The 24781-nt window shown below is 67.7% G+C and carries 19 protein-coding genes; 14 read left to right on the top strand and 5 right to left on the bottom strand.

Features of this window, described 5'->3' with window-relative positions; translation table 11 throughout:
* Nucleotides 1-18 precede the first annotated feature (18 nt).
* A complete protein-coding gene (locus tag AC1Q6P_RS08290; RefSeq protein ID WP_492663241.1) occupies nucleotides 19-2397 on the bottom strand; it encodes a YgiQ family radical SAM protein in 2379 nt (792 codons plus the stop codon).
* Nucleotides 2398-2651: 254 nt separating this feature from the next.
* On the bottom strand, nucleotides 2652-3329 hold the full coding sequence (locus tag AC1Q6P_RS08285; RefSeq protein ID WP_492663113.1) for a TetR family transcriptional regulator: 678 nt from the start codon (nucleotides 3327-3329) through the stop codon (nucleotides 2652-2654).
* A 397-nt stretch (nucleotides 3330-3726) separates the two neighbouring features.
* On the opposite strand from AC1Q6P_RS08285, the gene AC1Q6P_RS08280 reads away from it, so the two are divergent.
* The 3 genes from AC1Q6P_RS08280 to AC1Q6P_RS08270 are packed head-to-tail and all read left to right on the top strand — an operon-like array spanning nucleotide 3727 to nucleotide 9513.
* A complete protein-coding gene (locus tag AC1Q6P_RS08280; protein WP_492703134.1) occupies nucleotides 3727-4920 on the top strand; it encodes an efflux RND transporter periplasmic adaptor subunit in 1194 nt (397 codons plus the stop codon).
* Between the two features lie 15 nt (nucleotides 4921-4935).
* A complete protein-coding gene (locus AC1Q6P_RS08275; protein ID WP_492663115.1) occupies nucleotides 4936-8106 on the top strand; it encodes an efflux RND transporter permease subunit in 3171 nt (1056 codons plus the stop codon).
* Nucleotides 8107-9513 (top strand): efflux transporter outer membrane subunit, encoded by a 1407-nt coding sequence (locus AC1Q6P_RS08270; RefSeq protein ID WP_492663116.1) that lies wholly within the window; start codon nucleotides 8107-8109, stop codon nucleotides 9511-9513.
* Between the two features lie 106 nt (nucleotides 9514-9619).
* Here AC1Q6P_RS08270 and AC1Q6P_RS08265 read toward each other — a convergent pair whose 3' ends face one another.
* Both AC1Q6P_RS08265 and AC1Q6P_RS08260 read right to left on the bottom strand, forming a co-directional pair.
* Nucleotides 9620-9895: a VF530 family protein gene (locus AC1Q6P_RS08265; protein WP_271008832.1), complete on the bottom strand. Its 276-nt coding sequence runs from the start codon at nucleotides 9893-9895 to the stop codon at nucleotides 9620-9622.
* Entirely contained in the window at nucleotides 9892-10482 is a 591-nt protein-coding gene (locus AC1Q6P_RS08260) for a 1-acyl-sn-glycerol-3-phosphate acyltransferase (protein WP_102769893.1), read from the bottom strand. The genes AC1Q6P_RS08265 and AC1Q6P_RS08260 overlap by 4 nt, the downstream gene beginning before the upstream one ends.
* A 284-nt stretch (nucleotides 10483-10766) precedes the next feature.
* On the opposite strand from AC1Q6P_RS08260, the gene AC1Q6P_RS08255 reads away from it, so the two are divergent.
* Genes AC1Q6P_RS08255 through AC1Q6P_RS08245 form a run of 3 tightly spaced genes read left to right on the top strand, consistent with a single transcriptional unit; the run spans nucleotide 10767 to nucleotide 13396 of the window.
* Nucleotides 10767-11264 (top strand): hypothetical protein, encoded by a 498-nt coding sequence (locus AC1Q6P_RS08255; protein WP_133155313.1) that lies wholly within the window; start codon nucleotides 10767-10769, stop codon nucleotides 11262-11264.
* A gap of 7 nt (nucleotides 11265-11271) precedes the next feature.
* Nucleotides 11272-12171, top strand: a complete 900-nt coding sequence (locus tag AC1Q6P_RS08250; protein ID WP_492663117.1) for a response regulator — start codon at nucleotides 11272-11274, stop codon at nucleotides 12169-12171.
* A gap of 34 nt (nucleotides 12172-12205) precedes the next feature.
* On the top strand, nucleotides 12206-13396 hold the full coding sequence (locus tag AC1Q6P_RS08245) for a hypothetical protein (RefSeq protein ID WP_492663118.1): 1191 nt from the start codon (nucleotides 12206-12208) through the stop codon (nucleotides 13394-13396).
* A gap of 10 nt (nucleotides 13397-13406) precedes the next feature.
* Here the strand turns inward: AC1Q6P_RS08245 and AC1Q6P_RS08240 are convergent, their stop codons facing one another.
* Nucleotides 13407-13706: a 2Fe-2S iron-sulfur cluster-binding protein gene (locus AC1Q6P_RS08240; RefSeq protein ID WP_102769897.1), complete on the bottom strand. Its 300-nt coding sequence runs from the start codon at nucleotides 13704-13706 to the stop codon at nucleotides 13407-13409.
* Nucleotides 13707-13800: 94 nt separating this feature from the next.
* On the opposite strand from AC1Q6P_RS08240, the gene AC1Q6P_RS08235 reads away from it, so the two are divergent.
* The 8 genes from AC1Q6P_RS08235 (at nucleotide 13801) to dbpA (ending at nucleotide 24732) form a co-directional block, all read left to right on the top strand.
* On the top strand, nucleotides 13801-15684 hold the full coding sequence (locus tag AC1Q6P_RS08235) for a M3 family metallopeptidase (protein WP_492663119.1): 1884 nt from the start codon (nucleotides 13801-13803) through the stop codon (nucleotides 15682-15684).
* A gap of 8 nt (nucleotides 15685-15692) precedes the next feature.
* Nucleotides 15693-16205: a M48 family metallopeptidase gene (locus AC1Q6P_RS08230; RefSeq protein ID WP_492663120.1), complete on the top strand. Its 513-nt coding sequence runs from the start codon at nucleotides 15693-15695 to the stop codon at nucleotides 16203-16205.
* A gap of 123 nt (nucleotides 16206-16328) precedes the next feature.
* A complete protein-coding gene (locus AC1Q6P_RS08225) occupies nucleotides 16329-17324 on the top strand; it encodes a tRNA dihydrouridine synthase (protein WP_492663121.1) in 996 nt (331 codons plus the stop codon).
* Nucleotides 17321-17701: a translation initiation factor Sui1 gene (locus AC1Q6P_RS08220; RefSeq protein WP_102769900.1), complete on the top strand. Its 381-nt coding sequence runs from the start codon at nucleotides 17321-17323 to the stop codon at nucleotides 17699-17701. The genes AC1Q6P_RS08225 and AC1Q6P_RS08220 overlap by 4 nt, the downstream gene beginning before the upstream one ends.
* Before the next feature lie 235 nt (nucleotides 17702-17936).
* Nucleotides 17937-20027, top strand: a complete 2091-nt coding sequence (locus AC1Q6P_RS08215) for a TonB-dependent receptor plug domain-containing protein (protein WP_492663122.1) — start codon at nucleotides 17937-17939, stop codon at nucleotides 20025-20027.
* 98 nt (nucleotides 20028-20125) lie between these two features.
* Entirely contained in the window at nucleotides 20126-20653 is a 528-nt protein-coding gene (locus AC1Q6P_RS08210; RefSeq protein WP_492663123.1) for a YfiR family protein, read from the top strand.
* Entirely contained in the window at nucleotides 20653-23223 is a 2571-nt protein-coding gene (locus AC1Q6P_RS08205) for an ATP-binding protein (RefSeq protein WP_492663124.1), read from the top strand. Before AC1Q6P_RS08210 ends, AC1Q6P_RS08205 begins: the two co-directional genes overlap by 1 nt.
* Before the next feature lie 78 nt (nucleotides 23224-23301).
* Nucleotides 23302-24732: an ATP-dependent RNA helicase DbpA gene (gene dbpA / locus AC1Q6P_RS08200; RefSeq protein WP_492663125.1), complete on the top strand. Its 1431-nt coding sequence runs from the start codon at nucleotides 23302-23304 to the stop codon at nucleotides 24730-24732.
* Nucleotides 24733-24781 lie beyond the last annotated feature (49 nt).

The following is a 24781-nucleotide window of genomic DNA, read 5'->3' as shown; positions in this document are numbered from 1 at the left end:
GCACCCGGCGCCGCGCGCTCAGCGCGGCCGCTTGACGCCGCGCGAGGCGGTGACCGGCGCTTTGCCGCCCGCCGTCGTGCGCGTGCCCGGGGCCGGCGAACGAGCGGGCTGCGGGCTGCCCAGCTTGCCGCTGACGCGCTGGGGTGCCGCCTTGCCGGCCGAGCGGCTGCCGTTGTCGCGCGGCGGCAGACCGGTGTGCTGGGTCAAGACCTGACCCTGGCGCGGGGTCTGGGGGCTTGAGCCGGGGTGCTTCAAACCTTGTTTGGCCAGGGGCTTGGCCACCGAGGTGCGCACGCCGGTGGGCGTGGAGTTCTTGCGGCGGGCACTTTCGTAGCTGCCGTCGGTCACCGGCTGGTAGGTCGGGATCAGGTGGTGCTTGCCATTGCCGATCAGGTCCTCACGGCCCAGGGTCTTGAGCGCCTCGCGCAGCATGGGCCAGTTGTTGGCATCGTGGTAGCGCAGGAAGGCCTTGTGCAGGCGACGGCGGCGCTCGCCGCGGACAATGTCCACGGTTTCGCTGGTCTCGGCGCTGCGGGTGATCTTCTTCAGCGGGTTCTTGCCCGAGTGGTACATGGCCGTGGCCGTGGCCATGGGGCTGGGGTAGAAGGTCTGCACCTGGTCGGCGCGGAAGCCGTTCTTCTTCAGCCAGACCGCGAGGTTCATCATGTCCTCGTCCGAGGTGCCGGGGTGGGCGGCGATGAAGTAGGGGATCAGGTACTGCTTCTTGCCGGCCTCTTCGCTGGCCTTCTCGAACATCTGCTTGAACTTGTCGTAGGTGCCGATGCCGGGCTTCATCATCTTGGACAGCGGGCCGCCCTCGGTGTGCTCGGGTGCGATCTTGAGGTAGCCGCCCACATGGTGGGTGACCAGCTCCTTCACATACTCGGGCGACTTGATGGCCAGGTCGTAGCGCAGGCCCGAGCCGATCAGGATCTTCTTGACGCCGCGCAGCGCCCGCGCGCGGCGGTACATCTGGATCAGCGGCCCATGGTCGGTGTTGAGGTTCTGGCAGATGCCCGGGTAGACGCAGCTGGGTTTGCGGCAGGCGGCCTCGATCTCGGGGCTCTTGCAGCCGATGCGGTACATATTGGCGGTCGGGCCGCCGAGGTCGGACACCACGCCGGTGAAGCCCTTGACCTTGTCGCGCATCTCTTCGATCTCGCGGATCACCGAGTCTTCGCTGCGGCTCTGGATGATGCGGCCCTCGTGCTCGGTGATCGAGCAGAAGGTGCAGCCGCCGAAGCAGCCGCGCATGATGTTGACGCTGAAGCGGATCATCTCCCAGGCCGGGATCTTGGTCGCGCCGTCATGGCTGCCGTTTTCGTCGGCATAGCGCGGGTGGGGCGCGCGGGCGTAGTTCAGGTCGAAGACATGGTCCATCTCCGGCGTCGACAGCGGGATCGGCGGCGGGTTGATCCAGACGTCGCGGTCGCCGTGGCGCTGCACCAGGGCGCGGGCATTGCCGGGGTTGGTTTCCAGATGGAGCACGCGGTTGGCATGGGCGTAGAGCACCGGGTCGCTCTTGACCTGTTCATAAGCTGGCAAGCGGATCACGGTGCGCTCGCGCGGCGGCATCTGGATCTTGCCGCTGGGTGCGGTCGCCTGCGGCTTGCGCACGATGGCGATGGGCTTGGCGCCGTCTTCCAGACCGGGCGCCTTCACCTGGCCGGTCACGCAGGAGGCGGCCTTGCTCTCGGCCGTTTCTTCAATGGTCTGGTAAGGGCTGATCAGGGTGTCGATGCGCCCGGGCTGGTCCACGTTGGACGAATCCAGCTCGAACCACTCGGACGAAGTCGGATCGTCGGTGCGGCGCATGAAGGCCGTGCCGCGCACATCGGTGATGCTCTCGACCGGCTGGCGCGCCGCCAGGCGGTGGGCGATTTCGACGATGGCGCGCTCGGCATTGCCGTAGACCAGCAGATCGGCCTTCGAGTCCACCAGCACCGAGCGGCGGACCTTGTCCTGCCAGTAGTCGTAATGGGCAATGCGGCGCAGCGAGGCCTCGATGCCGCCGATGACAATGGGCACATCATTCCAGGCTTCCTTGCAGCGCTGGGTGTAGACCAGGGTGGCGCGGTCCGGCCGTGCACCGCCCAGGCCGCCGGGCGTGTAGGCATCGTCGCTGCGGATTTTCCGATCGGCCGTGTAGCGGTTGATCATCGAATCCATATTGCCGGCCGCAATGCCGAAGAACAGGTTCGGCTTGCCCAGCACCTTGAAGGGATCGGCGCTCTGCCAGTCGGGCTGGGCGATGATGCCGACGCGGAAGCCCTGGGCCTCCAGCGTGCGCCCGATCACCGCCATGCCGAAGCTGGGGTGGTCCACATACGCATCACCGGTGACGATGATGATGTCGCAGGAATCCCAGCCCAGCTGCTCCATCTCGGCCCGGCTCATGGGCAGGAAGGGGGCGACGCCAAATCGCTTGGCCCAGAACGGGCGGTAGGCCGTCAGGGCTTTTTGGGGTTTCGGCGGGGTGATGGTGGGGTGTGCGGACACGGCGGCAGTTTCCGAAAGAGCAACCCGCGATTGTCCCAGGCCTGAGGGCAAACCCGAGAGCAGCCGTTAAATTTGCGGGGTATTCCGTGTGGAAATGCGGCCGGGGGCAGGGCGCCTGGGCCTTGCAGAGCCGGTCGGCACGCCAGCGCAACTCAATCTTCGCGCTTCAATCCCTGGCAAATGCCTTGCTGGCCGAGGCGGGCAATCTCTTCCTCGGTCATCGGCGGCAGCAGGGGTTCGGCGCAGGCGGCCGGGCTGTGGCTCAGGCTGTTGAGAAAGCCCTCGATGGCGGTCTGCCCCACATCCATGAGGTCAAAGGACTCGGGGTCCATGATCCATTGATGCAGCAAGCCGTCCACCAGGGCCACCAGGGCGACGGCCGCACGGCTGGTGTTCAGGCTCGGTGGCAGCTGGCCGATCTCGATGGCGTGCTCAAAACACAGGCGGTTCTGCTCGCGCCAGTTGCGGTGCGATTGCAGCTTGCGCTCCTTGAGCGCCTGCATCTCGCCGGTGTACTCGACTTTTTGCATGGCGATCTCGAACACACGCCGGGTGCGCTCGTTGTGCATGGCCGAGTAAAAGACGTTGACCAGGCCCCAGCGCAGATCGCGCAGGCTGAGCACGCCTTTGGCATCGACATTCATATCCATGCCTTCTTCCAGGGGCATGGTGGCGCGATCCATCATGGCGTCGAAGAGCTCGGCCTTGTCCTTGAAATGCCAATAGATCGCCCCGCGGGTGACCCCGGCGCTGAGGGCGATGTCCTGCAAGGAACAGCGCGAGACGCCGCGCTGCTGGAACAGCTGTTCCGCCGCGTCGAGCAAGCTCATGCGTGTTTCTTGTGCTTCTTGTTTGGTTTTCCGGGCCATGGTGTAGGGATTTTACGCGATTTAACATACATGCGCGAATGTATGTATATACTGCCGACCGTTCTGCAACAGCCCCAAGGTCCGAGCGTGCCTGACATGTGTCGCCGGCGCTTGATCTGAAGCAAGATGCCCGACACGCCACATCACCCTTCCTCGATCGCCCCCACTGCGATGCACGCTCTGCCACATCAAAGGACAAGCCCGATGCTGCCCTCCCAACTTCAATCTCCTGAAGCCCCCAATTCCGCTCGCGAGGCCCTGCGTGCCCGTGCGCTGTATGTGCTGCCATTGGCCATTGCCGTGGCCGCGGTGTTGACTGGCTGCGGCGGCGGTGACAAGGCCGCTGCCGGCCCGGGCGGTGGGGGGGGGGGGGGGGGGGGGGGGGGGGGGGGGGGGGGGGGGGAAAAAGTCAGCGTCCGGCCGGGGTGGTGGTGGCGGCCTCCCCCCCCCGGCGCCGGTCGGCGTGGTCAAGACCGAGCTGCAGGCCGTGGGCCTGCAGACCGAGCTGCCGGGCCGGGTGGAAGCCCAACGCACGGCCCAGGTGCGCGCCCGCGTCAACGGCGTGGTGCTCAAGCGCCTGTTCACCGAAGGCTCCGAGGTCAAGGCCGGCCAGGTCTTGTTCCAGATCGATCCGGCGCCGTACCAGGCTGCGCTCGACAGCGCCCAGGCCAGCCTGGCCAAGGCGCAAGCCAATCTGGCCCAGGCCGCCGCCCAGGCCGAGCGCAACAAGCCCCTGGTCGAGGCCCGCGCCATCAGCCAGCAGGAGTACCTGAGCAGCGTGGCCGCCGCCAAGGCCGCCGAGGCCGATGTGGCCGCTGGCAAGGCCGCCGTGCAGAGCGCCAAGCTCAACCTCGGCTACGCCGCTGTCACGGCGCCGATCTCGGGCCGCATCGGCCGTGCTCTGGTGACCGAAGGCGCCCTGGTCAGCGCTGCGGAAGCCACCCAGCTGGCCCTGATCCAGCAAACCGGCAGCGTCTACGTCAACTTCACGCAGAGCGCCAATGAAGTGCAGCAGCTGCGCCGCGCCCTGGCCGGCGGCAAGCTGCGCGCTGCCGGTGCCCAGGCCGCCCAGGTTCGCGTCGTCCTGGACGATGGCAGCGAGCTGGCCAAGCCCGGCCGCCTGCTGTTCACCGACTTGAGCGTCGATGCCGCATCGGGCCAGGTCAGCCTGCGCGCCGAAGTGCCCAATGCCGAGGGTCAGCTCTTGCCCGGCCAGTATGTGCGCGTTCGCCTGTCGCAAGGCGAGCTGCCGGCCGGCATCCTGCTGCCGCAACAGGCGGTCAAGCGCAGCAACCAGGGCGATTCGGTCCTGCTGGTCGGTGCCGGCAACAAGCCCGAACCGCGAATGGTCAAGGTCGGCAGCGCCCAGGGCAACCAATGGGTGGTGCTGGATGGCTTGAAGCCGGGCGAGCAGGTCATCGTCGACGGTTTCCAGAAGATGTTTGTGCCCGGTGCGCCGGTCACGCCGGTGCCTTGGTCTGCGGCTGCGGCCGCCTCGGCGCCCGCGGCATCGGCCGCACCCGCCGCTCCGGCCTCGGCCGCCAGCCGCTAATCAGAGGTTCACAACATGGCACGTTTCTTCATTGACCGGCCGGTCTTTGCCTGGGTGATCGCACTGTTCATCCTGGTCTTCGGCGCGGTCTCCATCACCAAGCTGCCGGTGGCGCAGTACCCCACGGTCGCGCCGCCCGCTCTGTCCATCAATGTGGTTTACCCTGGCGCATCCGCCCGGACCCTGGACGAAAGCGTCATCTCCGTCATCGAGCAGGAGCTCAATGGCGCGCCCAAGCTGGCCTATCTGGAATCGGTCAGCCAGGCCAACGGCACCGGCGCCATCACCGTCACTTTCGAGCCCGGCACCAATCTGGAGCTGGCCCAGGTGGAGGTGCAGAACCGCCTGAGCCGCGCCTCGCCGCGCCTGCCCGCTGCGGTGACGCAACAGGGCGTGCGCATCGACAAGGCCGGCAACAACTTCCTGCTCTTCGTCATGCTGTCCAGCAAGACGGGCACGCTGGACACCAAGGCCCTGGGTGACTATGCCGCGCGCAACATCATCCCCGAGCTGCAGCGTCTGCCCGGCATCGGCCAGGCCCAGCTGTTCGGCACCGAGCGTGCGATGCGCATCTGGCTGGACCCGGCCAAGCTGCTGTCCTTCAACATGAGCCCGGCCGAGGTCAATGCCGCCATCCGCGCGCAAAACGCGCTGGTGCCGGCCGGCTCCATCGGCGAACTGCCCAATCTGTCCGAGCAGACCATGTCGGCCACCGTGGTGGTCAAGGGGCAGCTGGAGAGCGCCGAGCAGTTCAAGAACATCGTCTTGCGCGCCAACACCGACGGCTCCAGCGTGCGCCTCAAGGATGTGGCTCGCGTCGAGCTTGGTGGTCAGAACTATGGCTCCTACTCGCGCCTGAACGGCAAGCCGGCCACCGGCATCGGCATCCAGCTGGCCCCGGGCGGTAACGCCCTGGCCGCGGCCACTGCGGTCAAGGAGCGCATGGCCGAGCTGCAAGCCTACTTCCCCGAGGGCGTGGCCTACGAGGTGCCTTACGACTCGTCCAAGTTCGTCAAGATCTCGATCACGCAAGTGGTTGAGACCCTGGTCGAGGCCGTGGTCCTGGTCTTCCTGGTGATGTTCCTGTTCCTGCAGAACTGGCGCTACACCCTGATTCCGACCATCGTGGTGCCGATCGCCCTGCTGGGCACCTTCGCCATCATGTTGTGGATGGGTTTCTCCATCAACGTGCTGACCCTGTTCGGCATGGTGCTGGCCATCGGCATCTTGGTGGACGACGCCATCGTGGTGGTGGAGAACGTCGAGCGCATCATGAACGAGGAAGGGCTGCCGCCGCTGCAGGCCACCCGCAAGGCCATGGGCCAGATCTCGGGTGCCATCATCGGCATCACCGTGGTCCTGGTCTCGGTCTTCGTGCCCATGGCTTTCTTCGCGGGTTCGGTGGGCAATATCTACCGCCAGTTCTCGCTGGCCATGGTGGCCTCCATGCTGCTGTCGGCCCTGATGGCGTTGACCCTGACCCCGGCCCTGTGCGCCACCTTGCTCAAGCCGGTGGAAGCCGGCCACGGCCACGCCAAGACCGGTTTCTTCGGCTGGTTCAACCGCGGCTTCTCGCGCACGGCCAAGGGCTATGAAGGCTGGGTGGCCAAGCTGCTCAAGCGCAGCGGCCGCATGCTGCTGGTCTACGGCGTCATCGTCGCCGCCGTCGGCCTGATGTACACCCGCATGCCCACCTCCTTCCTGCCCAACGAAGATCAGGGTTATCTGATCGTCAATGTGCAGCTGCCTCCGGGTGCCACGGCCAACCGCACTGAGGCGGCGGTCAAGCAAGTCGAAGACTTCATGCTGGCGCAGCCCGAGGTGCAGAACACCGTGGGCGTGATTGGCTTCTCCTTCTCCGGACAAGGCCAGAACGCCGCCCTGGTGTTCGTGCCGCTCAAACCCTGGGAAGAGCGCGTTGGCCCGCAGCACAGCGCTTCGGCCCTGGCCGGTCGTGCCTTCGGCGCGATGATGGCGGTGCGTGATGCCTTTATCTTCCCTCTCTCGCCGCCGCCGATTCCTGAACTGGGCACGGCCACCGGCTTCGCCCTGCGCTTGCAGGACCGCGGCGGCCTGGGCCACGAGGCCTTGCTGAACGCGCGCAACCAGCTGATGGGCATGGCCAGCAAGAGCAAGCTGATCACCGGCATGCGCCCGGACGGTCTGGAAGATGCGCCGCAGCTGCAGCTGGACATCGACCGTGACAAGGCGGCTGCGCTCGGCGTGAACTTCGACGCCGTGGCTGCCGTCATCGGCACCCAGCTGGGTTCGGCCTATGTCAATGACTTCCCGAGCAACGGCCGCCTGCAACGTGTGGTTGTGCAAGCGGAAGCCCAGGCTCGCATGCAACCGGAAGACCTGCTGCGCTTGAATGTCACCAACGTCAAGGGTCAGAGCGTGCCGCTGTCGGCCTTTGCCACCACCCACTGGATCACCGGCCAGATGCAGGCCACGCGCTACAACGGCTATCCGGCCATGCGCCTGGCTGGCGATGCGGCCCCCGGTGCCTCCACCGGCGCGGCCATGGCCGAGCTGGAGCAGATGGTCAAGCAGCTGCCGCCCGGCATTGGCTACGAGTGGACCGGTCTGTCGCGTGAAGAGAAGCTCTCGGGCTCGCAGGCCACCATCCTGCTCGCCTTCTCGCTGCTGGCCGTGTTCCTGTGCCTGGCCGCGTTGTACGAGAGCTGGTCCATCCCGCTGTCGGTGCTGCTGGTCGTGCCGCTGGGCCTGCTGGGTGCGCTGATGGGAGCGAGCTTCCGGGGCATGCCCAATGACGTGTACTTCAAGGTCGGCCTGATCACCATCATCGGCCTGTCCGCCAAGAACGCCATCCTGATCATCGAGTTCGCCAAGGACTTGCAGGCCGAAGGCAAGGGGCTGATCGAGTCCATCCTCGAGGCCTGCCACCTGCGCTTCCGTCCCATCATCATGACCTCGCTGGCCTTCATCCTGGGCGTGACGCCGCTGTTCTTCGCCACCGGCGCCGGTTCGGCCAGCCAACGTGCCATCGGCACCGGCGTGCTCTCGGGCATGGTGTCGGCCACGGTTCTGGCGGTGATTTTTGTGCCGGTGTTCTTCCTGGTGGTGCGCCGCGTGTTCAAGGGCAGCGAACGCCAACGCCGCATCTACGCCCATGAGGCCGCGGGTGCCCAGCCGAGCGGTGCTTTGCCCGCCGAGGAGGTTTGAATGGAAAACAACAAGATCTTTCGCAAGACCCCGATGCTGCGTCTGAGCGCGCTGGCCTTCGCAGCCCTGAGCCTGACGGCCTGCGGCAGCCTGGCACCTGAGCATGCGCGCCCGACCGTCCCGGTGGCCGCGCAGTGGTCGGCCCCGTCCGCCACCAGCGGCACGGCCGCGGCCGAGCTGGGCTGGCAGAGCTTTTACGGCCAGGACGAGCGCCTGCGCGCCCTGATCGATCTGTCACTCAAGAACAACCGCGATCTGCGCGTGGCCCTGCTCAATGTCGAGCAGGCCCGGGCCTTGGCCCGCGTCAGCGAAGCCAGCCGCCTGCCCACGGTCAACGCCGGTTTCAGCGCCAGCCGCCAGCCCAACAGCAATGGCGTGGGCAGCAGCAACAACTTCCAGGCGGGTCTGCAGGTCACGGCCTATGAGGTCGATCTGTTGGGCCGGGTGAAGAACCAGGTCGATGCCGCCACGGCGCGCTACCTGGCCACGGCCGAAGGCAGCCGTGCCGCCCAGATCAGCCTGGTGGCTGGCGTGGCCTCGGCCTATCTGGTGCTGCAGGCCGACGAGGAGCTGTTGCAGCTGGCCCAGCGCACCCTGGCTTCGCGCGAAGACACGCTGCGCCTGACCCGTCTGAAGTTCGAGGCGGGCGCGGCGTCCTCGTTGGACCTGAGCGCGGCCGAGTCGGCTGCAGCCGCCACCCGTGCGGCCGTGGCCCAGCAGCAGCGCCAGCGTGCCCAGGACGAGAACGCCCTGGTGCTGCTGGTCGGTCAGCCCTTGCCGGCCGATCTGCCGGCGGGCCAGCGCCTGCAAGTGCAAAGCCTGGCCGATGTGCCGGCCGGCCTGCCCTCGGAAGTGTTGGTGCAGCGCCCCGATGTGCTGCAGGCCGAGCAGCAGCTGCGCGCCGCCAATGCCAATATCGGCGCGGCCCGCGCGGCCTTCTTCCCCAGCATCACCCTGACCAGCAATCTGGGCACGAGCAGCTCGCAGCTGTCCGAGCTGTTCAAGAACACGGCCTTCAGCCTGGTCGGCCAGGCTTTGATGCCGATCTTTGATTCGGGTCGCAACGAGGCCAATCTGCAAGCCGTCAAGGCAGCCCAGGGCGTGGCCGTGGCGCAGTACGAAAAGGCGGTGCAAACCGCCTTCCGTGAGGTGGCCGATGCGCTCGCGGGCCGCGCCACCTTTGGCGAGCAGCTGCAGGCCCAGGCCGCGCAGACCGCCGCTGAATCGCAGCGCCTGAAGCTGGTGGAACTGCGCCACGCCAACGGTGCCTCCAACAGCCTGGAACTGCTGGACGCCCAGCGCGCTGCGTTCGCTGCCGAGCAAGCCTTGCTGCAAGTGCGCCTGGGCTCCTTGCTCAACGGCGTGCAGCTGTACAAGGCCTTGGGCGGCGGTGTGAAGGCCAGCTGATGCGCTGACGATTCGCTGCAGCCCCAGCAAAAAGGCGCCCGGTCGATGTGTCGACCGGGCGCCTTTTCTTTTCCGGTGACTCTTGGCTGGAGCGAGCCGACCTGGCTCAGCGGCTTCGCGCCTGCTCTCGTTTCATGAACAGGTAGAGGCTCTCCACCTTGGCGCGGGCCCAGGGGGTTTTGCGCAGGAACTTGAGGCTGGAGCTGACGCTGGGGTCTTGCTGGAAGCAGCGGATGGGGATTTGCTCGCCCAGTTCACGCCAGCCGAAGTAGTGGGCCAGCTCGGTGACGATGGTTTCCAAGGTGATGCCGTGCAGCGGGTCTTTGCTCTTCTTCGCGGGAGCGGCCGGGGGCGCCGACGGGGTGTCGTGCTGCTCGCTCATTGGTGGTCGAACTGCGAGGCGTTCTTGCCTTTGAACTGGGCGTAGAAGGCCTTGATCTTGACCATATCGGCCTCGATGTCACCGCTGGGCACGAAGATCGGGCCCAGGCCGCTGAGCTTGCGCTCGTAGTCCATATAGGCCATCACGATGGGCACCTGGGCGGTGTGGGCGATCCAGTAGAAGCCGGTCTTCCAGTAGCGGGTCTTGCTGCGCGTGCCCTCGGGCGGCACGATCAGTTGCACCGCGCCATCGGCGGCCACCAGGGCCGCGGCCGATGCGGCCACCAGATTGCTCGATTGCTCGCGGTTCACGCTGATGCCGCCCAGCCAGCGCATCACCGGGCCGAAGGGCCAGCGGAAGATCTGCTGCTTGCCCATCCAGTAGACATTGAGCCGCAGGGCGAAGGCCACCATCAGCGTGTAGGGCAGGTCCCAGTTGCTGGTGTGCGGGGCGGCGATCAGCACGCATTTGGGGTGGGCGGCCGGTAGCTGGCCGTCCAGGGTCCAGCCGCGCAGCTTCAAAAAGGCGATGGAGAAGCCGCGCAACAGGCTGTTGACGACGGGCGTGGTGAAAATGGTTCTGTGCATGGGAGTAGGGCGCGGCGAACCGGGGATTATCCCGCCCCGCTCAGGCTGGGCGCCGGTAGCTCTGCCTGTTTTTGCGGCAATCCAGCAAAGATTCCGTGAAATCAAGCACTTGCGAGCGGCGTGCGCAGGCTGTGCACGGACTTGTCCACAGACGCTGTGGAGCGAGTGTGTGCCCCGCGCCCGCGGCCCGGGCGCCGAAGAAAGCCGGTCTTGGCCGCTTTGCTCGGGCTTTGGCCGCCGGCCGCTTGCGCGGACACTCAGCGCCAAGCCTTGGAGGTGGTTGAGTGCACGAAGGGGTTGTTCTGAGCAATTTGGCGCGCGCCTGGTCAGGTTTGACCGGGCAGAGCTGTGCCTTTGCGCCGGCCGCCGAGCCCCCCACGCCGCAGGCCGATGACGCCTGCTTCATGCTGCCCATCACCGATTGCGTCACCGGCTTCAGCAGCCATCCGCGCGCGCTGGTGCTGCTGCTCATGGGCGCGGCTGAGAGCCAGGCCCTGGCCGCGGCCATGTTCGGCCTGCCGCCCGAGCAGCTGAGCCCGGCCGACCTGCAGGACGCCGGCGCCGAGCTCTGCAACATCCTCAGCGCCAGCCTGATGGAATGCCTGGATGACGCCAGCCTGGCCAACCTCGGCCTGCCGCAACCGCTGGACCGCCAGCAGTGGCCCGAATACACGCACCGCGGCGAACGCCGCGCCCTTTTTGTGGTATCCAGCGACCAGCCCCGCCGGCTGGCCGTGATGCTGACTGACATCCATCGTGATGGCAGCTTTTGCCGCGAGTGAAGAGATCATGCAAACAGCCAATCTAGCCCCACTGCGTGTCCTGATCGTCGACGACAGCCGCGCCATCCAGGCCATCATCCAGCGCGTGCTGCAGGCGGCCTCCCTGGGCCCGCTGCAGTTCGAGTTGGCCATGGATGGCGAGCAGGCCTTGCGCCTGGTCACCAGCTTCGAGCCCGATCTGGTCATCTCCGACTGGCACATGCCCAAGGTCAGCGGCTTGGAGATGCTGCAGACCCTGCGCCAGATCGGCCGCCACGAGATCAAGGTCGGCTTCGTCACCACCGAGACCGGCGAACGCCACCTCTCGCAAGCGCGCAGCAACGGCGCCATCTTTGTGATCAACAAGCCCTTCAAGGACGAGGACCTCTTGCGCGAGGTGCAGGCGGCTCTGGCTTCCTGCCGCGAGGCGGCCAAGGGCCCGGCGCCGGCGCTGGAATCGGCCGAGGCGCTGAACCGCTTGATCAAGAGCCAGATGCGCGAGATTCCCTTCCGCCTGATCCCGGCACCGGGCCAGGGCCTGAACGACCTCAAGCTGCCCCACAACCTGGCCATGTATGTGGCCGAAGGGCAGAAGACCCCGCATGCGCTCGGCATCCTCGATGTCAATGCCTGCTGCATCCTGGGTGGCGGCGGGGCACAGCTTCAGCCGCCGCCGGTGCGCCTGGCGCTGAGTTCGTGCGTGCCCACGCCGGAGATGATGGCCCAGGCCGATCTTTTCTTGCGCTCGGCCGCGGGCATTCTGACGCGCGAACCGGGCTCGCCGCCGGTGACGCTGAAGGTGGTGAATTTGGTGGCCAAGCCCTTCGACAAGCTGCGCAGCCTGATGGAGCGCGACATCGGCCGCAGCGACTACCGCCTCTCGGTGCCGGGCTATGGCGAGGGCCGCATGGCCTTTATCCGCCTGTGAGCAGCGCCCGCCAGGACGAAGAGCCGCGCCCGCCATGGAACTGACCGTCGAAGGCGTTGCCGCCGTCTCCCTCTTTCTCGCCAATGTGGTGGTGATCATCGTGGTGATCGCCACCTACTGGCGCATGACGCGCTACGAGGAAAGCAACCACATCCACATCGTCAACGCCCTGCGCGAGACCCGCGATGCCGGCCGCGAGATGAAGATCGCTGCGCATGAGCTGATGCGTGTGGCCGAGGGCCGGGGTGGGGCGGCGAACAGCAATTTCGGCGGCGCTCAGGCGCCCGATATGCACTTGCTCAGTGAACTGCCCGAGATGGTGCGCACCCTGATCAACAGCTACGGCATGGACACCGCCGCCGACCGCGCCCAGCGCGAGGCCGAACGCGAGCCCTGGCCGGCCCATGCCCATGAAATGAATGCCGAGCAGATGGAGCGCCTCAAGCGCAGCCATCGCAACGAGGTCGATCGCCTGCTGGCCCAGCGCCAACGGGTGCAGGTGGAGCTGGGGCGCACGCGCGAGCGCCTGGAGGAAAGCCTGCGCCAGATCGGCAGCCTGCGCGGACGCGCCGGTGGCGGCGCGGGTGGCAGCGCTGGCGGCGCCGACAGCGCCGAGCTGGCCTCGACCCGCCAACGCCTGGAGCAGCTTCGCGGCCAAGTCCAGCAGGCGCAGGAGCGCGCCAGTGGCTTCGAGCTGCGCGCCGAGCGCGCCGAGCGCACAGCCGCCCGCCTGCAGCGCGAGCTGGAAGACCTGGCCTTGCGCGGACCGGGTGATGCGGCCGCGTCTTCAGCCGGCTCGGAGGCGCCTCCCAATGCCGCCGCCATCAAGGCCCTGGAGCGCGAGGCCCAGGCCCAGCGCGAGCAGTTGGCCACGGCCGAGCGCACCATCCAGAAGCTGCGCCACGACCTCGAAGTCTTGTCGGCCGACCCGCCTGCGCACGACGAGCCGGTCGACGAGGCCGTGCTGGAAACCAAGGCCAAGCTGGAAAAAGAGATCGAAAAGCTCAAGGGCCGGATCGAGGAGCTGGAAGACTCGCTCAAACGCAATCTGGTCGAGAAGGGTTTCATCGAACAGCATTACCTGGAAGTGACCGCCAAGGAGCGCAACCCGGGTCAGGCCATGGTGCAGGCTTTAGATGAGGCCGAAATGGCGGCGGTGTCGCCCGCGCCGGCGACCGAGGCGCCGGCCGAGACCGCGCCGGCCGATCCCGCCGCACCGCGCTGAGCGCCGGGCTTCAGCCGCCCTCGCGCCGTACCGGTGCCAGCAGCAGATCGCTGCGCGCCTCCGCCACACAGGGCAGCACCCAGCCCTCGGCCTTTTCCTCCCGGCTCAGACCGGGCCATTCGATGCGGTAGGCAATCTCACCCTCCAGCAGTTGGCGCACACAGGCCCGGCAACTGCCATTGCGGCAGCTGCTGAGCATGGAGGCGCCGGCCTGCAGGGCGGCTTGCAGAATCGTCTGGTCGGCTCGGGCGGGGAAGCTCTCGCTGGCTTCGTCCGCCTGCAGCAGGCGGATCTGGAAGGTCGTGCTCATGCCGGCATGATGGCCCAAAGTGGCCTTGCCAAGCCGGCTGCAGCGGCCGAACCGCTATGCTCTCGCCCCTGCCGACTTCACAAGAGCCGCCTCCATGTACCGCGCCCGCGCTTTTTTTGACCAGCTGAACCAGGACTATTTGCAGGTCCACAAGAGCAAGGAAGACCTGTTCTGGGCCACCTATATGGCCACCAGCGAGGACCAGGCCGGCTTTGAGCGGGCCGAGGGTGCCTACAAGGCCTTCATCTCCGACCCGGCCCGCCTGGCCGCGACGCGTGAGCACCTCGCGCGGCTTGAATCGGCCGAGGAGAGCCCGGAGCGTACGGCCCTGCTGCACGGCCTGCGCGGCTGGCTGGCCGTGTTCGAGGCCAATATCATCGACAACGAAGCCGGCCGCGCCCTGATGGCCGAGATCATCGAGGCCGAGAGCCGCATCTTTGCTGCCAAGCGCGAGCTGCAGCCGCGGCACATCAACGAAGCGGGCGAGAGCGAGGTGGCCTCGCTGTCCATGCTGGCCACCAATCTGGCCACCAATCCGGACGAAGCCCGCCGGCGCAGCTCGCTCGAAGCCTTTTACGCGATTGAGCACTGGGTGCTGGCCAACGGCTTTCTCGATCTGGTGCGCTTGCGCAACCGCTTTGCACGCGCCTTGGGTTTTGACAACTACTTCGAACTCAAGCTGCGCAAGAACGAGCGCATGACGCCGCAGCAGCTGAAGGACATCCTCGACGATTTCGTGCAGCGCACTGATGCGGCCAACACCCGCGCCCTGGCTGATTTGAAGGCCCGCCATGGCGAGCAGGCCCTGCAGCCCTGGAATCTGCGCTTCTACTCGGCCGGCGATGTGGTGCGCCGCATGGACGCCTACATGCCCTTCGGCCCGGCCCTGCGGCGCTGGGTGCAGAGCTTCCGCCGCCTGGGCATCCAGTACCGGGGCGCCACCCTGCAGCTGGACCTGCTGGAGCGCGCCGGCAAGTACCAGAACGGTTTCTGCCACGGCCCCATTCCCAGCCATGTGGACGCGCAAGGCCGCTGGGTGCCGGGCCAGATCAACTTCACCGCCGAGGCCAAGCCCGACCAGGTCGGCAGCGGCCTGCGTGCCATCAACACCTTGTTCCACGAAGGCGGGCATGCGGCGCATTTCGCCAATGTGGTGCAGAACTCGCCTTGCTTCTCGCAGGAGTTCGCGCCGACCTCGATGGCCTACGCCGAGACCCAATCGATGTTCTGCGACAGCCTGCTCGGCGATGCCGATTGGCTCAAGCGTTATGCCCGCAATGCCGCGGGCGAGGCCATCCCCGACGAGCTGATCCATGCCCGCATCGCCAGCAGCCAGCCCATGCGCGCCTTTGACGAGCGCTCGATCGCCGTCGTGCCCTATTTCGAAGCGGCGCTCTACGCCATGCCGGACGAAGCATTGACAGCGGAAAACGTGCTCGCCCTGGCCCGCGCCACCGAGCAGCGCGTGCTGGGTGTGCACAGCCCACGGCCGCTGCTGGCCATCCCGCATCTGTTGAACCAGGAATCGGCCGCGTCCTACCAGGGCTATCTGCTGGCTCATATGGCCGTCTACCAGACCCGCGCTCATTTCCTGCGCAAGCATGGCTATCTGACCGACAACCCGGCCATCGGCCCGGCGCTGTCGGCGCATTACTGGGAACCGGGCAACAGCATCGATCACGACGCCACCTTGCGCAGTCTGACGGGCGAGGGCTTCTCCGCCCGCTACCTGGCCGAGGCCTGCAACCAGTCGGTCGAGGATTGCTGGGCCGAGGCCCAGGCCAGCATGGCCGCCGCCGCGCAGCGCCAGTACCCGAGCGAGTTCCCGGCGGCCCTGGCGGCCGAGATCCGCATCGTCCACGGCGAGCAGCTGCTGGCCGACAACCGCGAGGGGGATGAAGCCATGTGCAGCCAGTTCGAGGCCTGGATCGCCGCGAACTACAGCATCAGCCCCGGGGCGCTCGCCCAGCCGAGCTGAACTTCGTGATGCCGACTTTGAAGTACCTGGCCGGCTACCCGGCCGAACTGCTGCTGCAGGTGCAGCAGCTGATCGACGCCGGCCGCCTGGGCGAGACCCTGGCGCGCCGCTATCCGCGGGGCCACGAGGTGCGCAGCGACACGGCGCTGTTCGACTACACCATGGCGCTGAAGAACCGCTACCTGCGCAATGCGCCGCCCCTGTCCAAGGTCTGCTTCGATGCCAAGCTCAAGGTGCTGCAGCATGCCCTGGGCACCCACACCCGCGCCTCGCGCGTGCAGGGCGCCAAGCTGACCAGCAAACGCGAGATTCGCGTCGCCAGCCTGTTCAAGGAGGCCCCGGCCGAGTTCCTCAAGATGATCGTGGTGCACGAACTGGCCCACCTCAAGGAGCTGGACCACAACAAGGCCTTCTACCAGCTCTGCCAGCATATGGAGCCGGCCTACGGCCAGCTGGAGTTTGATCTGCGTCTGTATCTCACGCATCAAGACCTGCAGGCCGCGGAGGCTTGCCATGATTGAGCCGATGGAAATGCCTTGCATTCAGGGCCGAGTGCCGGGCCGCCCCAAGCCGGCCCGTGGCATCCGCAGGATGCCGGTCCCCTCGGGGGACCGGCCAGCATACCCGCTGGACGAGGGGCTCACATGATCTTGTTGGCGCCGATGGAAGGGCTGTTGGATCACATGCTCCGGGATGTACTCACCCGCGTCGGCGGCATCGATCGCTGCGTGTCCGAGTTCATCCGCATCACCGACATGCTGATGCCCAACCGCGTGTTCACCCGCATCGTGCCCGAGCTGCTGAACGGCGGGCGCACGGCGGCCGGCGTGCCGGTGCGGGCCCAGCTGCTGGGCAGCGACCCGGTCTGCATGGCCGAGAACGCGGCCAAGCTGGCGGCCCTGGGGCCGGCCGGCATCGACCTCAATTTCGGCTGCCCGGCCAAATGCGTGAACCGACATCGCGGCGGCGCGGTGCTGCTGGACGAGCCGGAGCTGATCTTTGAGATCGTCTCGGCCGTGCGCCGGGCCTTGCCGGCCGACATGCCGCTCTCGGCCAAGATGCGCCTGGGCTATATGGACAGCCACCGCACGCTCGATTGCGCCCTGGCCATGCAGGACGGCGGCGCCGAGGAGCTGGTCATCCATGCCCGCACCAAGGCCGATGGCTACAAGCCACCGGCCTACTGGGACCGCATCGCCGCGGTGCGCGAGGCGTTGCAGGCGCGGGTAGTGGCCAATGGCGAAATCTGGACACCGGCCGATGCCGAGAACTGCCGCGCGCAAAGCGGCTGCAGCGACTTGATGGTGGGCCGTGGCATGGTGGCCAACCCAGGCTTGGCCCTGGCCCTGCAGTCCCCCGATGGGCCGCCGCTGAGTTGGGCGGCGTTGCTGCCGCTGATGCGCGGCTTCTTTGATCTGGTGCGCAGCAACGTCGCTCATCGTCACCAGGCTGGCCGCCTGAAACAATGGCTGCATTACCTGCGCCGGCACTACCCCGAGGCGGAAGAGGCCTATCTGCGCCTGCGCACGGTCAATTCGCCCGAGGAGTTGGACCTGCAGATGTTTGGCCCGGACGAGCGCGGGCCGCGGCCACTCCGTCCGTGCCCGATCGATGAAGAAGTAGAAAGTTGCACCGCATGAAGTCCAGCAAATCCCTGTCCGGCCTGGGTGCCTTGTCCGGCCTGGTCTATTCCACCGACAGCGGCCGCACCTGCCCGGAATGCCGCCAGGCCAAGGCCGATTGCCGCTGCGGCCGGCCCCAGCTGCCCAAGGGCGACGGCATCGTGCGCGTCTCGCGCGAGACCAAGGGCCGGGCCGGCAAGGGAGTCACCCTGGTCAAGGGCGTGCCGCTGGACGAAGCCGGCCTGATCGCCCTGGGCAAGGAGCTCAAGGCCGCCTGCGGCTCGGGCGGCACGGTCAAGGACGGTGTGATCGAAGTGCAGGGCGACCACCGCGAGCGGGTGATCGAGCTGCTCAAGAAAAAAGGCAGCTGGACGGTCAAGCAGGCGGGCGGCTGATCCCGCGTGTTGCGTTGCCGAAACCCCTGAGGTGATGGGGCTGCGCACCTGGGCTGTTGGGGCTAGACTGAGTTGGCCTCGGGTTTGAGCAGCGCGGAAATGAACGGGACGCCGCGCACCGCCAACAGAGCGCCGGCCCGGGCGTGGCGCCACGGCCTGCCTCAGCGGCCGCGGAACCGGGTTGGGGCCTGCGGTGCCAAGTGCGGCGCGGCGGGTGCTTGCAGGAGTTCTGAACATGCAAGTCGGTGTACGCATGCGCATGGGGGCTGTGGCGGCCTGGTGCCTGGGGATGGCCGCGATGCCGGCCCGGGCCGCGGGCTCCTTGCTCGACCTCGATCTCGACAGCCTCTCGCAGCTGGAGGTGCGCAGCGCCACCGGCTTCAAGATGGCCGCGCGTGACGCGCCGGCCATCGTCTCCATTGTCACCGCCGCCCAGATCGAGGCCATGGGGGCCAACACCCTCGAAGAGGCCTTGCAAGGCGTGGCCGGCCTGCACATCGCGCCCAAGAATCGTCAGCCCCTGTTCGTGATCCGCGGCATGTACACCTACGACAACCCGCAGGTGCTGGTCACGCTCAACGATGTGCCCATCAACCCGGTGTTCACCGGCTCGCTGGGCGCCGGGGTCAAGCTGCCGCTGGCCGCGGTGGAGCGTATCGAGGTGGTGCGCGGCCCGGGCTCGGCGGTGTTCGGAGCCGATGCCTTTGCCGGCGTCATCAATATCGTCACCCGCGACCCCATGCGCGAGCCCGAGAGCCAGGCCGGGCTCAGCCTCGGCGCCTTCCGCAGCGCCGACCTCTGGATGTGGCGCACGACGCGCGTGGGTGACTGGGGCCTGATGCTGGCCGCCGAGCTGCAGCGCAGCGAGGGCGACCGCGAACGCCGCATCGAGGCCGACCAGCAGACCGAGTTCGACCGCCTCTTCGGCAGCCAGGCCTCGCGTGCGCCTGGGGCGCTGGACACGCAGTACCGCCTGGGCAATCTGCATGTCGAGCTCGCGCGGGCCGATCTGCAACTGCGCCTCTGGCATTACCGTGCCGATCGCATGGGCGCGGCCTGGGGCATCGCCGGGGCGCTGGACCCCGACTCGCGCACCGAGGCCCGGCAGTCGCTGGCCGAGCTGCGCTGGCAGCTGCCCGGCGCCACCGAGCATTTCAACGCGCTGTTGCGCGCGTCCTGGAGCAATTACTGGTTCTTTGCCAACTACCAGGTCTTTCCGGCCGGCGCGCTGCTGCCGGTCAACGCCCAGGGCGATCTCTTCGGTGCCGGGGAGAATCGGCTGTTTCGCTTTGAGCAGGGCGCCATCGGCAACCCGGGCTCCGATGAAGACAGCCTCAGGCTCGATGCCGAGGCGCATTACAGCGGCTGGGCCGGCCACCGCCTGCGCCTGGCCGCCGGGTCCAGCCAGGTCAAGTTCCACGCCTGGGAGGCCAAGAATTTCAGCAACGGGGTGGCGGCCGGTCAGTTGGTCGATGTCACGGGCACGCCGTTTGTGTACGCGCCCGATCTGCAGCGGCGCAACCGCTACCTCTCGCTGCAGGATGTCTGGCGCCTGAACGAGCAGGCCGAGCTGACCCTGGGCCTGCGCGTCGATCACTACAACGATTTCGGTACCACCCGCAACCCGCGCGCGTCCCTGGTCTGGCGCCACTCGCCGGTGCTCAGCAGCAAGTGGCTGTATGGCCAGGCCTTCCGCGCGCCATCGATGAAAGAGCAGTTCGTCGCCTCCAACCCGGTCAATCTCGGCTCCAAGACCTTGACGCCCGAGCGGGTACGCACCTGGGAGTGGCAGCTGGATTGGTCGGCGGGCACCGATTTCAATGCCCGCCTGGCTTTCTTCCACTACCGCATGAGCGATCTGATCCGCCTGGTGTCGGGCGTGTATCGCAATGTCGGCCAACTGAGCGCGCCCGGCGCCGAGCTGGAGCTGGACTGGCGCCCCAACGACCACAGCCATGTGCGCCTGAATCACTCGGTCCAGCGCGCGCGCGATGCCGAAGGCCATGTCGCGCCCTATGCCCCACGCCAGATCAGCAGCCTGGCGCTGGAACATCGCCTGGGGGCCGGCCTGAGCCTGCAAGCCCAGGCGCGCTGGGTGGGCGCGCGGCCGCGCCTGAACGCGGACACGCGGGCGCCCCTGCCGGCCTACCGGCAGCTCGATGTGCAGCTGCGTTGGCAGCCGGCCGGTGCGGACTGGTCGGCCTCGCTGGGCCTGCGCAATGCCCTCAATGCAGCGGCCACCGAGCCGGCCGACTCCAGCGCCATCGTTGGCGATGTGCCCCTGGCCGGCCGGGCCTGGCGCCTGGACCTGCGCCGCAGCTTTTGAGGCGGCCGATTCTCGCCATGGCCCTGACCCGACTCGCCCCCTTTCACCCGCCGGCATCTTTGCGGCGCGCGGGACTCTGGCTTCGTCGTGGGGTGGTCTTGGCTCTTGTCTTGGCCAGCCTGCCGCCCCGCGGCGCGGCGGCCGAGGCTCTGGTGGGTGAGTACAAGCTCAAGGCGGCGTTTCTTTACCGCATCAGCCAGTTTGTCGAGTGGCCCGAGGGCGAGGCGGGCGAGCGCGCCTTTCACATCTGCGTGCTGGGCAGCGACCCCTTTGGTGACAGCCTGCGCGAGCTGAGCACGCGCAACCATGGCAGCCGGCCGATTGCTCTGCTGTACCCCGCCACGGCGCGCGAGGCCCGGGCCTGCCAGATGGTGTATCTCGATTCCGGCGGCAAAAAGGCGATCGGCGAGCTGACCGCCAGCCTGGCCGATCTGCCGGTGCTGACCGTGGGCGGTGCCGAACAGTTTGTCGACCAGGGCGGCGGTGTCGGTTTTGTCGTCGAGGGCGGCAAGCTGCGCATGGAGATCAATGTCGAGGCCTTGCGCCGCGCCCGCCTCAAGCCCAGCGCCAAACTGCTGGAAGTGGCAGCTCGCCTGGTCGGTACCGGCCGGGGAGGGAGCAGCTGATGCGCCTGGCCTTGATGCCGATCCGCCGCCTCAGCGTGCTGCTGATCATGGCGGTTTGCGTGGGCAGCCTGCTGCTGTCCAGCGTCATGCATGCCTGGTACGAGGCGCGCGGTGCGCGCGAGGCCCTGGGTTTCGAGCTCAGCTCTCTGGCCACCTTGCTCGGCAATCGCAGCACCGCCGCCATTGCCTTCGATGACAGCCGCACGGCCGAAGAAAACCTGGCCGCCCTGCGCGAGATCCGCCATGTCGCCCAGGCCTGCCTCTACGGCAGCGAGGGCGCCTTGTTCGCCCGCTTCGAGCGCCAGCCCGAGCAGCGCTGCGCGGCCCAGCTGCCGGCGGCCGAGGCGGCTCAGTCCGGCTTGAGCATCGAGGATGCCTGGGTGCGTGTGCGCCAGCCCATCCATCTCGATGAGCAGAAGGTGGCCGTGCTGGCCATGGCCTCCTCGCTGGAGGCGGTGCATCAGCGCCTGTGGCGCCAGCTGCAGCTGCAGGCCGGGGTGGTGCTGCTGGCGGCCTTGCTGGCGCTGGCGGTCTCGCTGCGCATGCAGCGCCTGATCTCGCAGCCGCTGCTGGCCCTCGGCCAGGTGGCCCGCAACATCGTGCAAAGCCGTGACTACCGCCTGCGCGCACCCGAGCTGATGGGGCCGCTGGAGCTGGGCCAGCTGGCCCAGTCCTTCAACCGATTGATGGCCACCATCGAGCAGCAAAACCAGGAGCTGGAGGCCGGCCGTCAGGCCGCCCAGGGCCGGCTGGAGCGCTTGCGTGCCAGCCAGCGTGCGCTGAGCGGCCTGGCCAAGTCCGAGGCCGTGGCGCGCGCCGATCTGCCGGCCCTGGTGCAGGCTCTGTCGCTGGCGGCCGGCGAGCTCTTCCCGGGCTGCCGGGTGCGCGTGGGCCTGCCCGAGTCGCCGCAGGCAGGGGCGCCCACCGTGGCTGCGGGCCTGGCCCATGCCCAGCAGCAGGGCGAGCGCTCCCTGGCCGTGGCCCATGTGGTGCGCGATGAGCGTCTGAGCACGGCCCAGGCCGAGGCCTTGCGCGCGGCCGGGGTGATGGCCTTTCTCTGGGCCGCAGCCGGTGCCAGCCCGGCGGGCCAGCTCGTGCATGTCTGCTTGGAGCGGGGCGAGGCCGAGCGGCACTGGAGCGCCGACGACATCGCCGTGCTCTGCGAGATGGCCGATCTGTTGGCCCTGGTCGAACGCGACAGCCAGCGCCGCGGCATCGAAGCCAGCTTGCGCGACAGCGAGGCGTACAACAAGCTGCTGTTCCGCGAATCCTGCATGCCCCAGGGCCTGCTCGATCCGCAAAGCCTGCGCCTGCTTGACGGCAATCGGGCCGCCGCCGAAGCCTTCGGCCTGCCCTGGCCCGTGGCAGGCACCGATGAGGGCGCAGCAGACGCCGCGCCCGGCTTGGCCTGGGCCCAGCTCGACCTGGGCGCCTTGTTGCCCGCGCAGCAGGCCGATGGCAGCGATTCGCTCGATCGGCTCAGCGAGGCCATGGTCGAGGCTCTGGCCGGCGGCCGCCATGTGCTGGAGATGCAGCTGCTGCGCCGCGGCGAGCCGGCCTGGGAGGCCGAGGTGCATCTCGACCGCTGGCAGTCGGGCCAGCGCAGCCTCTTGCAGTTCAGCCTGATCGATGTCTCGGCCCGGGTGCAGGCCCAGCGGGCGCTGGAGCAGCTCAATGCTGAGCTGGAGACCCGGGTGGCGCGGCGCACCCAGGCCTTGCTGGAGGCCAACCATCAGCTCTCCGAGACCCTGGACACCTTGCAAAAGACCAAGGACGAGCTGGTGCGCAACGAGCGCCTGGCCTCGCTGGGTGCCCTGGTGGCCGGCGTGGCGCATGAGCTGAACACGCCCATCGGCAACAGCCTGGTCGTGGCCTCGACCCTGCAGGAGCACAGCGCCCATCTGAGCGCCGATGTGGCCGCGGGCACCTTGCGTCGCTCCTCGATGCAGGGCTATCTGGACCTGGCCAACAACAGCTTCGCCCTCCTGATGCGCAGCCTGCAGCGCGCGGCCGAGCTGGTGGCGCGCTTCAAGCAGATGGCCGAGGACACGCACTGGGGCCGGCGTTGCCGCTTCGATCTGGCCGAGGCCTTGATGCAGTGGACGCAGACCTTGCAGCCGCAGTTCACGGCCACGCCGCACCGTTTGCTGACCGAGCTGGAACCCGGCATCGAGATGGACAGCTGGCCCGAGATGCTGGAGCAGGTGCTGAGCCAGCTGATCAGCAACACCTTGATCCACGCCCACCGTCCCGAGCGACCCGGCACGACGCGGCTGCAGCTGCAGCGGCTGGACGGCCAGCGTGTGCGCCTGAGCGTGTCGGACGATGGCTGCGGCATTGATGCGCGCAGCCTGCCGCGCATCTTCGACCCTTTCTTCACCACGCGCCTGGGCTCGGGCGGCAACGGCCTGGGCCTGCATCGGGTGTTCAGCCTGGTCAATGGCGCACTCGGTGGCCGCATCATGTGCAGCAGCGAGCCGGGGCAGGGCAGTGTGTTCGTGCTGGAGCTGCCCTGCGTGGCGCCGCAGGCCGACAGCCTGCCTGGCTCGGGTGGTGAACGCCCGGCTTGAAGCGCCGCCACGTGCGTCTGAAGCCTCGCGATCCGTGTTTTCCCGAGGTGTGGCGGGCCGAGCAGGGATAATCCGCAGATGAACGCCCCCACGCCTGACTCCAAACTCTCCTTCGCTCAGCTGCCGCTGAGCGCCGCCATGCAGGCCAATCTGGCCCAGCTGGGCTACACGCAGATGACGCCCATCCAGGCCGCCAGCCTGCCGCTGGCGCTGGAGGGTCAGGACTTGATCGCCCAGGCCCAGACCGGCAGCGGCAAGACTGCCGCCTTCGCCCTGGCCCTGCTGCACCGGCTCGATGCCAGCCGTTTTGACGTGCAGGCCCTGGTGCTGTGCCCGACGCGCGAGCTGGCCGATCAGGTCACGCAGGAGATTCGCCGCCTGGCCCGGGCCGCCGACAACATCAAGGTGCTGACTTTGTGCGGCGGTTCGCCGATGAAGCCGCAGATGGAATCGCTGGGTTTTGGCTGCCACATCGCCGTAGGCACGCCGGGCCGGGTGATGGACCATCTCGAGCGTGGCAGCTTGAATCTGGGCGCACTCAGCACCTTGGTGCTCGATGAGGCCGATCGCATGCTGGACATGGGCTTCTTCGATGACATCGTCACCGTCGCGCGCCAATGCCCGAAGAAGCGCCAGACCCTGCTGTTCTCGGCCACCTACCCGGAAGGCATCGCCAAGCTGAGCAGCCAGTTCATGCGCGAGCCCAAGGAGGTCAAGCTGGCCGGCGGCGCCAGTGCCAGCCAGGCGCCAGCGCAGATCGAGCAGATCGCGTTCGAGGTCAGCGAGGGCGAGCGCCTGCATGCGGTCTCGCAGCTGCTGCGCCATTTCCGCCCGGCCAGCACCATCGCTTTTTGCAACACCAAGCAGCAATGCCGCGATCTGGTCGATGTACTGAACGGCCAGGGTTTTGTGGCCATGGCCTTGCATGGCGACCTGGAGCAGCGCGAGCGTGACCAGGTGCTGATCCAGTTCGCCAACCGCAGCTGCTCGGTCCTGGTGGCCACCGATGTGGCGGCGCGCGGCTTGGACATCGCCCAGCTGGAATGCGTGATCAACGTCGAGGTCACGCCCGACACCGAGGTCCATGTGCACCGCATCGGCCGCACCGGCCGCGCCGGCGCGCAAGGCCTGGCCCTGAGTCTGGCCAGCCTGGACGAGATGGGCCGCATCGGCCGCATCGAGCAGCTGCTGGGCCGCGAGTTCGTCTGGCAAAAGCTCGACAGCCTCAAGGACGCCGACGGTGCGCCGCTGCAACCTGCCATGGACACCTTGCAGATCCTCGGTGGCCGCAAGGAAAAGATCCGCCCCGGCGACATCCTCGGCGCCCTGACCGGCGAAGCGGGCTTCAAGTTCGAGCAGGTCGGCAAGATCAACATCACCGAGTTCCACAGCTATGTGGCGGTGGAGCGCAGCATCGCCCGCGAAGCGGCGCGCCGTCTGTCTGAGGGCAAGCTCAAGGGCCGCAAGGTCAAGGTGCGCCGCATGGCGGATCTGAGCAGCCTGGACTGAGGGGCTGATGGTCTGATCGAACGCTGCACCTGCCGGGCGGGTGCCGGTG

It is taken from the genome of Roseateles sp. GW835-FHT13E02, from assembly GCF_058794035.1.
Note: the sequence above shows the minus strand (reverse complement) of the source record. Positions and strands in the feature narration are given on the sequence as shown.